The 9617-nt window shown below is 70.2% G+C and carries 10 protein-coding genes; 8 read left to right on the top strand and 2 right to left on the bottom strand.

Annotated features, from left to right (window positions below):
- The first annotated feature begins 27 nt into the window (after positions 1–27).
- A complete protein-coding gene (locus E2651_RS36735; RefSeq protein WP_135335600.1) occupies positions 28–714 on the top strand; it encodes a hypothetical protein in 687 nt (228 codons plus the stop codon).
- 88 nt (positions 715–802) lie between these two features.
- On the opposite strand, the gene E2651_RS36730 is transcribed toward E2651_RS36735, so the two are convergent.
- On the bottom strand, positions 803–2086 hold the full coding sequence (locus E2651_RS36730) for an adenylosuccinate synthase (protein WP_135335599.1): 1284 nt from the start codon (positions 2084–2086) through the stop codon (positions 803–805).
- A gap of 154 nt (positions 2087–2240) precedes the next feature.
- Here E2651_RS36730 and E2651_RS36725 point away from each other — a divergent pair, with 154 nt between their 5' ends.
- The 5 genes from E2651_RS36725 to E2651_RS36705 all read left to right on the top strand — a co-directional run bounded on the left by E2651_RS36725 (position 2241) and on the right by E2651_RS36705 (position 6693).
- Positions 2241–3125, top strand: a complete 885-nt coding sequence (locus E2651_RS36725) for a diacylglycerol kinase family protein (RefSeq protein ID WP_135335598.1) — start codon at positions 2241–2243, stop codon at positions 3123–3125.
- 239 nt (positions 3126–3364) lie between these two features.
- Positions 3365–3883 (top strand): hypothetical protein, encoded by a 519-nt coding sequence (locus E2651_RS36720; RefSeq protein ID WP_135335597.1) that lies wholly within the window; start codon positions 3365–3367, stop codon positions 3881–3883.
- An 86-nt stretch (positions 3884–3969) separates the two neighbouring features.
- On the top strand, positions 3970–4815 hold the full coding sequence (locus tag E2651_RS36715) for a DUF4097 family beta strand repeat-containing protein (protein ID WP_135335596.1): 846 nt from the start codon (positions 3970–3972) through the stop codon (positions 4813–4815).
- A gap of 88 nt (positions 4816–4903) precedes the next feature.
- Positions 4904–5905, top strand: a complete 1002-nt coding sequence (locus tag E2651_RS36710; protein ID WP_209446340.1) for an ATP-binding cassette domain-containing protein — start codon at positions 4904–4906, stop codon at positions 5903–5905.
- The gene (locus tag E2651_RS36705; RefSeq protein ID WP_135335595.1) at positions 5902–6693 is read left to right on the top strand and encodes an ABC transporter permease; all 792 of its coding nucleotides are present in this window, start codon (positions 5902–5904) and stop codon (positions 6691–6693) included. Before E2651_RS36710 ends, E2651_RS36705 begins: the two co-directional genes overlap by 4 nt.
- 7 nt (positions 6694–6700) lie before the next feature.
- Here the strand turns inward: E2651_RS36705 and E2651_RS36700 are convergent, their stop codons facing one another.
- Complete coding sequence (locus E2651_RS36700; RefSeq protein ID WP_135335594.1) at positions 6701–7186, bottom strand: MarR family transcriptional regulator; 486 nt, start codon at positions 7184–7186, stop codon at positions 6701–6703.
- Between the two features lie 105 nt (positions 7187–7291).
- Here E2651_RS36700 and E2651_RS36695 point away from each other — a divergent pair, with 105 nt between their 5' ends.
- Positions 7292–8212, top strand: a complete 921-nt coding sequence (locus tag E2651_RS36695) for an ABC transporter ATP-binding protein (RefSeq protein ID WP_135335593.1) — start codon at positions 7292–7294, stop codon at positions 8210–8212.
- Positions 8209–9617: ABC transporter permease (locus tag E2651_RS36690; protein WP_135335592.1), on the top strand; the 1409-nt coding region annotated here is incomplete at its 3' end. The genes E2651_RS36695 and E2651_RS36690, both read left to right, overlap by 4 nt.

The raw sequence follows: 9617 nt of genomic DNA, 5'->3' as shown, positions 1-9617 counted from the left end.
TCATGAGCGTCTCGTGGGCTCGGAGAGGTGTATAAGAGACAGCCCTACGGCTACCCACAACAGGCCGGATACGGCCCCACGCCTCCGTACGGCCCGGTCGTGCCCCCCATGGGCGAACCCCCGCGCCGCAGCGGCCGGTCGACCGCCGCGCTGATCGCGGTGGCACTGATAGTGGCGGTCGGCGCGGGCGGCGGGGTGTACGCGGTGATGAAGGGCGAGGGCGACACCAAGGCAGCAGGGGACAGCTCCAAGTCCCCTGCCTCCACCTCTCCTTCGACACCCGGCACACCCTCCGAGGACCAGTCCTCGGAACCCGAGTCACCCGCCACCTCCGCCGAATCGGAGGACAAGAACAAAGACGGCGCGATCCCGGAGAAGATCCTGGGCACCTGGAGCGGCGCCATCGAGAACGACCTGGGCCACAACTCCCGTGAGCTCGTCTTCCAGCAGGGCGAGGTCGGCGACACGGTCCTGTCGATCACGGCGGACGGCCCGACGGACACGGGCGGCACGTACCACTGCGTGTTCCAGGGCAAGTTGGAGTCGGCGAGCGGCAACACCCTGCGCATCGGCCCGACGGACGTCGTCGTCGGCCAGCCCGCGTCCTCCTGCAAGGCGGGCACGGCAAGCACGGTGACCCTCCTCTCGGACGGCAGACTGCACCGCGAGAACACGGGCACGGACAAGGGATTGACGTACGACAAGGACGGCTGAGCCCGGAAGCGGGCCTGAACACGGCACCGCCCCGGCCCGCCGAAGCGGACCGGGGCGGCGTACGCAGTGCCCGTACTGAAAGCCCGTACTAGATGAACGAGTTGATCTCGATCGTCTCCGTACGGCCCGGACCCACGCCGATCGCGGAGATCGGGGCGCCGGACATCTCCTCCAGGGCCTTCACGTAACCCTGCGCGTTCTTCGGCAGGTCGGCGAAGGTCTGGGCCTTGGTGATGTCCTCGGACCAGCCGGGGAGGTACTCGTAGACCGGCTTCGCGTGGTGGAAGTCGGTCTGGTTGTACGGGAGTTCCTCGACGCGCTTGCCGTCGATCTCGTACGCGACGCAGACCGGGATCTGCTCCCAGCCGGTGAGGACGTCGAGCTTCGTGAGGAAGAAGTCCGTCAGGCCGTTCACGCGGGTCGCGTAGCGGGCGATCGGGGCGTCGAACCAACCACAGCGGCGGTCACGACCGGTCGTCACACCACGCTCGCCGCCGATGCGGCGCAGGTCCTCGCCGTCCTGGTCGAAGAGCTCGGTCGGGAACGGGCCCGCGCCGACACGGGTCGTGTACGCCTTGAGGATGCCGATGACGCGGCTGATCTTCGTCGGGCCCACGCCCGTACCCGTGCAGGCGCCGCCCGCGGTCGGGTTCGAGGAGGTGACGAAGGGGTACGTGCCGTGGTCCACGTCCAGGAGCGTGCCCTGGCCGCCCTCGAAGAGGACGACCTTGTCGTCGTCGAGCGCGTTGTTGAGGATCAGGGTGGTGTCGGCGACGTACTGCTTGATGTTCTCGCCGTGCACGAGGAGCTGCTCGACGATCTGCTCCGCCTCGATCGCGCGGCGGTTGTACAGCTTCGTCAGGAGCTGGTTCTTGATCTCCAGCGCCGCCTCGACCTTCTGCTGCAGGATCGACTCGTCGTAGAGGTCCTGTACGCGGATGCCGGTGCGGTTGATCTTGTCGGCGTAGGTCGGGCCGATACCGCGCCCCGTCGTACCGATCTTCCTCTTCCCGAGGAAGCGTTCCGTCACCTTGTCGACGGTGACGTTGTACGGCGTGATGATGTGCGCGTTGCCGCTGATCAGCAGCTTCGACGTGTCGACGCCGCGCTCGTTCAGACCGCTCAGCTCGGAGAGCAGGACCGACGGGTCGACGACGACTCCGTTGCCGATGACAGGCACGCAGTCCGGGGAGAGAATCCCGGAAGGGAGGAGATGCAGCGCGTACTTCTGGTCGCCTACGACGACCGTGTGGCCGGCGTTGTTGCCGCCCTGGTAACGCACTACATAGTCCACGGAGCCACCGAGCAGGTCAGTGGCCTTTCCCTTGCCTTCGTCACCCCACTGAGCACCGAGCAGCACAAGTGCGGGCACAGGCGTACACCCCTTCCGGGCGGGGCATGTCCAAGGTCAGGGGCCGTAGCCGCCATATGGGTGTGCCTTGGATGCTGCCCCGGAATAGACGAAGCCCCTGGCGCAATAGCGCAAGGGGCTCTTGCACAAAGATGCTACCCGAGGAAGGACGGACGTGTCGGCTCGCGACCAGCTGCTAGTCGTCATCGACCCGGTCGCCCGGCGCACGGACGGTGAGTCGGTACGGATCGCGAAGGATGTGCTCGGCGCGGCGGCGTCCGTCCGGGTCTGCCTCCCCGATGGCCCCGAGGATTTCGCAAAAGCGCTGGCCAGGAGGGGTGCGAGGCGTCCGGTCGTGGTGGGCGACGACCGCGCTCTGATCCGGGCGGTGGGGGTCCTCCACCGGGAGCGCGAGCTGTCGTCATGTGCGCTTTCGGTCGTTCCCGTGGGCGCCACACAAGTCCTCACACGGGCGCTCGGAGTGCCCTCCGGGGCGGTCGCCGCGGCGCGGGCGGTGCTGGAAGGGGTGGAGCGGCGGCTCGATCTGCTGGTGGACGACCGGGACGGGGTCGTGCTCGGGGAGCTGCGGATTCCGCCTGTTTGTGGTGTGGGGTCCGGTTCTGGCGTGGGGGCCTCTTCTGGCGCCGGGGCTTCCGGCGGGGCCCCTGACGGCCCGGCGGGGGCCGAAGGGCATCGCCCGTGGCTCCGCAGCTGCCAGTCCTTCGTACGCACCCTCGCGTCCCGTCCCTCGCGGGTGGCCTCGGTGCCGGGTCCCGCGCCGGCGCGGCTGCGGGTCGAGGCGGACGGGGTGCTCGTGGTGGACCTGGACCAGCCGGTCGAGGGCGTCTTCCTGACCCCCGGGGACGACGGCTACGCAGAGGTCGAGGTCCGGCGTTCATCGGTGGGCGCGGAGGCGGCGGCACTGAGGGTACGGGCCCGGACGATCACGGTGTCCGGTTCGGATTTCCGCTACCGGGCGGATGCGGTGGTGGCGGGACCGGTCCGCACCAGGACGTGGACGGTCCGGCCGGGGGCGTGGGGGCTTACTTTGCCGAAGTGACGGGGGCATCCATCGCGCCAGGCGGCGCGGCTTGGTGCCATTCGGCGCCATGTGGTGCCACCTAGTGCCATCCAGTGCCATTCCGTGCCCCCAAGAGTGCGCACGCGGGCACGGAGGCGCCGCCAACCGGGTCACCTCCCTCGCGTTTTCGCAGGTCAGGGTGGCCGCACTCGACCCCGTCCGCCACTCGGCGCCACTTGGGGTTGCGCATGGCGCCACCGTGGTGCCATGATGGCGTCATGGACCTCACCCCGTATGTCGACACCCTCCACCGCGAACTCGCGGTGGCCGCCGAAGCCGGCGGCGACGAAGCCCGCGAGCTGGCCGAGCGGCTCACCGCTCCCCTGGAGTCGGCGACCCGGCTGACCCTGCTCAATGTGCTCTCCGCCGCGATGGACGAGATCACCCGTGAACTCGCCCCCGGCTCGGTCGACGTACGGCTGCGTGGCCTCGACCCCGACTTCGTGGTGGTGCTTCCGCAGCACGAGGACCGGAGCGAACCGCTCGAGGCTCCGGCGCCCGCGCCTGCCCCGGTCACCGCCGAGGGCGACGAAGGCGGCACCGCCCGCGTCAATCTGCGGCTGCCGGCCCACCTCAAGGCCCGCGCCGAAGAGGCCGCCGGCCGCGAGGGCCTGTCGGTCAACGCGTGGCTGGTGCGCGCCGTGTCGGCGGCCGTCGACACGGGCGGCGCGGCCAACCCGCGTACCCCCGCGAAGGCCCGGACCATCGGCCAGAGCTTCACCGGCTGGGTGCGTTAGTGCGTTAGTCAGCCCTCGGAACGATCTCACCTACCCCACGTCCCACCAGCGGGGACGCCCCACAGAGCCAAGAGGACGGGACAGCCATGCCTTCTTTCGACACTCCCCAGCCGATCTCGGTCAACGCCAAGGTGGACGCGGGATCCATCCAGTTCGCCGCGTCCGACCGTGCCGACACCGTGGTGGAGGTGGCCCCCCGCAGCCCGGACAAGCGTCAGGACGTGCGGGCCGCCGAGCAGACCGAAGTCACCTGCTCGGGCGGCAAGCTGCAGATCAGGACGCTCAAGCGCTCCCTCGTCGGCCCCTCCGGCACCGTCGACGTGACGGTCGAACTGCCCACGGGCTCGCACGTCGAGATCACCGGCGCCTGGACCCAGGTGCTCGGCGAGGGCCGGCTCGGCGAGGTCTTCGTGAAGACCTCGTCCGGCGACGTACGCCTCGACACGACCGGGCCGCTCCAGCTGACCGCGTCCCACGGCTCGATCACCGTCGACCGCGTCGAGGGCTCCGCCGAGATCACCACCAGCTCCGGCAGCCTGCGCGTCGGCACCGTCGACGGCACCGCCGTCCTGAAGAACTCGCACGGCTCCACCAACGTCGGCGCCGTCACCGGCGACCTGCGGGTCAGCGGCGCGAACGGCGACATCAGCATCGACCGCGCCGAGGGCTCGGTCGCCGCCACCACCGCGCACGGCACCCTGCGCGTCGCCGAAGTCGCCCGGGGGACCGTCCAGTTGGAGACCAACTACGGCGCCATCGACATCGGCATCCGCAAGGGCACCGCCGCCTGGCTCGACGTCAGCTCCGGCCGCGGGCAGGTGCGCAACACCCTCGAGAACTCCGAGTCCCCGGAGGAGGCCGAGGACACCGTCGAGGTCCGCGCCCGCACCCGCTACGGCAACATCGACATCCGCCGCGGCGCCGGGGCCTGAGCCCCAGGAGCACCGCGCTCCTCAACTCACCTGCTGCCCCAGCCACTTCAGCCACTTCAGCCACTTCAGCCTTCGAATGGAGGGCCCCATGCCTTCTTCTGTCATGCCCACATCATGTCAAGGGGACGGTCAGCTGCCCCCGGCCGCCGTCTCCACCGTCGGTCTGCGCAAGTCGTACGGCGAAAAGACCGTCCTGGACGGCATCGATCTGCGCATCCCGGCCGGGTCCGTCTTCGCGCTGCTCGGGCCGAACGGCGCCGGCAAGACCACCGCCGTCAAGATCCTCTCCACGCTCATCACCGCCGACGGCGGACAGGCCCAGGTCGCGGGCCACGACGTCGCCACCTCACCGGACGGCGTGCGGGCCGCGATCGGCGTCACCGGGCAGTTCTCCGCCGTCGACGGCCTGATCACCGGTGAGGAGAACATGCTCCTCATGGCGGACCTGCACCACCTCTCCAAGCGCGAGGGGCGGCGGGTCGCCGCCGAACTGCTCGAGCGCTTCGACCTCGTCGACGCCGCCAAGAAGCCCGCCCAGAGCTACTCCGGCGGCATGAAGCGCCGCCTCGACATCGCCATGACGCTCGTAGGCAATCCGCGGATCATCTTCCTCGACGAGCCGACCACCGGTCTCGACCCGCGCAGTCGCCACAACATGTGGGGCATCATCCGCGAGCTGGTCTCCGACGGCGTCACCGTCTTCCTCACCACCCAGTACCTGGAGGAGGCCGACGAACTCGCGGACCGCATCGCGGTGTTGAACGACGGGAAGATCGCCGCCGAGGGGAGTGCCGAGGAGCTGAAGCGGCTCATTCCCGGCGGTCATGTGCGGCTGCGGTTCTCCGACCCGGCCGTCTACCGGTCCGCCGCCGACGCCCTGCACGAGGCCACCCGGGATGACGAGGCGCTGGCCTTGCAGATCCCCAGCGGCGGCAGCCAGCGCGAGCTGCGCGCCATCCTCGACTGGCTGGACGCCGCCGGCATCGAGGCGGACGAGCTGACCGTGCACACCCCCGACCTCGACGACGTGTTCTTCGCCCTGACCGGCAGCACCGACAAGAGCAACAAGGCCCAGGAGGCTGTCCGATGACCCCCATGACCCTCGCCGTGCGCGACTCGTCCACGATGCTGCGGCGCAACCTCCTGCACGCGCGGCGCTATCCGTCCCTCACCCTGAACCTGCTGCTCACGCCGGTCGTCCTGCTGCTGCTCTTCGTCTACATCTTCGGCGACGTGATGAGCGCCGGCATCGGCGGCGGCGGCGCCGACCGCTCCGAGTACATCGCCTATCTCGTCCCGGGCATCCTGCTGATGACCATCGGCGGCACCCTCGTCGGCACCGCGGTGTCCGTCTCCAACGACATGACCGAGGGCGTCATCGCCCGCTTCCGCACGATGGCGATCCACCGCGGCTCCGTGCTCATCGGGCACGTCATCGGCAGCGTGCTGCAGGCGGTCATGAGCGTGGTTCTCGTCGGTGCCGTCGGCGTGGCCATCGGCTTCCGCTCGACGGATGCCACGGTCCTGGAGTGGATCGCGGCGTTCGGGCTGCTCGCGCTCTTCGCCCTGGCGTTCACCTGGATCGCGGTCGGGATGGGCATGGTCAGCCCGAACGCCGAGGCGGCCAGCAACAACGCGCTGCCGCTGATCTTCCTGCCCCTCATCTCCAGCGCGTTCGTGCCGGTCGACGCGATGCCGGGCTGGTTCCAGCCGATCGCCGAGTACCAGCCCTTCACCCCGGCCATCGAGACCCTGCGCGGCCTGCTGCTCGGCACCGAGATCGGCAACAACGGGTGGATCGCCATCGCCTGGTGCCTGGGCCTGGCGGTGCTCGGCTACCGCTGGTCGAAGGCGGTGTACAACCGCGACCCGAAGTAGGCCGGGGTCAGGCTCCGAAGAGGGACTCCCGGTGTACGCGCCAGCGCTCCATCATTCCCTCCAGTTCTGACTGGACGAACTCGAAGAAAGCCAGCGTCTCGGCGAGCCGGCGCCCCGCGGGGGTGTCGGCTCCGAGGCTTGTGACGCCGTCGCGCAGGGCGTCCTCCCAGCGCTTGAGGACCGCGTCCCGGTTGCCGAGCGCCTCGTACCACTGGTTGCTGTGCACCCTGAAGATGTCGCGCCTCGAGCCGGGCTCACGCTCACGGGCGACCATGTGCTGCTGGGAGAGATAGCGCACCCCGCCCGACACCGCGGCGGGGCTGATCCGCAGCTGCTCCCCGAGCTCCGCCGAGGTCAGCGCGCCCGAGTCCGAGCTGAGCAGTGCCGCGAAGATCCTCGAGGGCATCCTCGGCATACCGGCCTCGACCAGCTGGGCGGCGAACTTCTCGACGAAACGCGAGTGGACCTCGTCCGGTGCGGGCTCGTTGGGCATGTGCCGATCATCTCCCGTGTCATCTCCCCCGTACGTGCGAGCACAGCCGAGTTTATACGCTTCCTTAACTTCACAACTTTGTGAAAATAGCGTACGTTCTGAATCATGACGAAGGCAATCACCGTCTCCGGACTGCACAAGTCGTTCGGACGGACGCACGCGCTCGACGGCCTCGACCTCGAGGTGGAGACCGGCGAGGTCCACGGCTTCCTCGGCCCCAACGGCGCCGGGAAGTCCACGACCATCCGGGTCCTGCTCGGCCTGCTCCGCGCGGACGCCGGCGCCGCCCAGCTCCTCGGCGGCGACCCGTGGAGCGACGCAGTAGAGCTGCACCGGCGCGTGGCCTACGTACCGGGCGACGTCACCCTGTGGCGGAACCTCTCCGGCGGCGAGGTCATCGACCTGTACGGGAAGCTGCGGGGAGGCCTCGACAAGGCCCGCCGCGCCGACCTCGTGGAGCGCTTCGAACTCGACCCGGCCAAGAAGGGGCGTACGTACTCCAAGGGCAACCGGCAGAAGGTCGCCCTCGTCGCCGCCTTCGCGTCCGATGTCGACCTGCTGATCCTCGACGAGCCGACCTCCGGACTCGACCCGCTGATGGAGGAGGTCTTCCAGAGCTGCGTCGAGGAGGAGCGCGACCGGGGGCGGACGATCCTGCTCTCCTCGCACATCCTCAGCGAGGTGGAGACGCTCTGCGACCGCGTCAGCATCATCAGGAAGGGGCAGACCGTCGAGACCGGTTCGCTGGCCGACCTGAGGCATCTGACCCGCACCAGCGTCACCGCCGAGCTCGCGGGCCCGCCCAACGGGCTCGCGCACCTGCCCGGCGTGCACGACGTCGACGTGGCGGGACACCGGGTCAAGCTCCAGGTCGACACCGACAAGCTGGACGCCGTACTGCGCTCGCTCACCGACTCCGGGATCCGGTCGCTGACCTCGACGCCGCCCACGCTGGAGGAGCTGTTCCTGCGGCACTACCAGGACGGCGTGCGGAGCACCGGCGCCGAGCAGGCGGTAGCGCGATGACCGCCGTCACCGGGAACCCGGCGTTCGCGACCCGCACCGGCGGGGCGCGTCAACTCGCGGGCACGGGCGCCCTGTTGAGGCTCGCGCTGCGCCGCGACCGGGTCATGATGCCGGTCTGGGTGTTCGTCGTCTCGGTCATGGTCCTGTCCATGCCGGGCTCCCTGGAGTCGGTGTACGGCACCGCGGCCGAGCGCGCCGACGCCATGGAGTCGATGAACGCCAACTCCTCGATGCGGGCCATGTACGGGCCTGTCTTCGGGGACTCCATCGGCGCGCTCTCCGCCTGGCGCATCGGCGTCTACGCGGGGGTGCTCGCCGCGGTGATGAGCCTGATCATCGTCGTACGGCACACCCGCGAGGAGGAGGAGACAGGACGCCAGGAGATGGTCTCCGCCGCGATGGTGGGCCGGCGGGCGCCGCTGACCGCCGCGCTGCTCGCCGCGTTCGTGGCGAACACCGCGGTGGCGCTGCTGATCACCGCCGGGATGGCCGGGCAGGGCGCGGGCGGCGCGCTCGCTCTTGGGCTCGGAGTCGCGGGCACCGGCATGCTGTTCGCCACCATGGCGGCGATCGGCGCCCAGCTCACGGAGAGCGCGCGGCTCGCCAAGGGGCTCACGTCGGCGGTGCTCGGCACGGCCTTCGTACTGAAGGCCGCCGGTGATGCGGGCACCCAGGGCGGCTCGTCCGCGCTGACCTGGGTCTCGCCGCTCGGCTGGCTCGAGAACATCCGCGCGTACGCCGGTGAGCGGTGGTGGGTGGTGCTCCTTGTCGCCGCCGCGATCGTGGCGCAGGGCGCCGTCGCGTACGACCTCGCCGGGCGGCGCGACGTCGGGATGAGCTTCCTGCCGACCCGGCCGGGGCCCGCGACGGGCCGCCTCGCCACGGCGGGCGCGCTCGCCTGGCGGCTGCAGCGCGGCAGCGTGCTCGGCTGGACGCTGGGCTTCCTCGCCGCCGGTGTCGTCTTCGGCGGGATGGTGGACGGCGCGGCGGACATCGTCGGCGACAACGAGAACACCCGCGACATCATCGAGCGGATGGGCGGCCAGGCGGGCCTCACGGACGCGTTCCTCGCCACGATGGTCGGCATGCTTGGCATGATCGCTTCGCTGTACGTCGTCGCTTCCGTGCTGCGGCTGCACGGCGAGGAGACGTCGCAGCGGGCCGAGCCGGTGCTCGCGAACGCGGTGGGGCGGCTTCAGTGGGCCGGGGGCCACCTGGTCATCGCCTTCGGCGGTGCGCTGGTTCTGATGCTGGTGGGCGGGCTTGGCCTGGCGCTCGGGTACGGGCAGGACTTCGCGCCGGTGCTCGGCGCGTGCCTGGTTCAGGTGGCGGCGATCTGGGTGCTCGGCGGGCTCGCGGTCCTGCTGGTCGGGGCTTTCCCGAAGGCGGCGGTGGGGGCGTGGGG

The organism is Streptomyces sp. MZ04 (assembly GCF_004684775.1).
GTDB lineage: Bacteria > Actinomycetota > Actinomycetes > Streptomycetales > Streptomycetaceae > Streptomyces.
The sequence above is the reverse complement of the archived record's forward strand: the minus strand, read 5'-3'. Positions and strand labels throughout refer to the sequence as shown.

Excerpts from the sequence above, each read along its gene's own strand:
- E2651_RS36720 (WP_135335597.1), top strand. The coding sequence starts at position 3,365 with ATGGACCTCACCCCGTATGTCGACACCCTCCACCGCGAACTCGCGGTG.
- E2651_RS36715 (WP_135335596.1), top strand. The coding sequence starts at position 3,970 with ATGCCTTCTTTCGACACTCCCCAGCCGATCTCGGTCAACGCCAAGGTG.
- E2651_RS36710 (WP_209446340.1), top strand. The coding sequence starts at position 4,904 with ATGCCTTCTTCTGTCATGCCCACATCATGTCAAGGGGACGGTCAGCTG.
- E2651_RS36705 (WP_135335595.1), top strand. The coding sequence starts at position 5,902 with ATGACCCCCATGACCCTCGCCGTGCGCGACTCGTCCACGATGCTGCGG.
- E2651_RS36700 (WP_135335594.1), bottom strand. The coding sequence starts at position 7,186 with ATGCCCAACGAGCCCGCACCGGACGAGGTCCACTCGCGTTTCGTCGAG.
- E2651_RS36695 (WP_135335593.1), top strand. The coding sequence starts at position 7,292 with ATGACGAAGGCAATCACCGTCTCCGGACTGCACAAGTCGTTCGGACGG.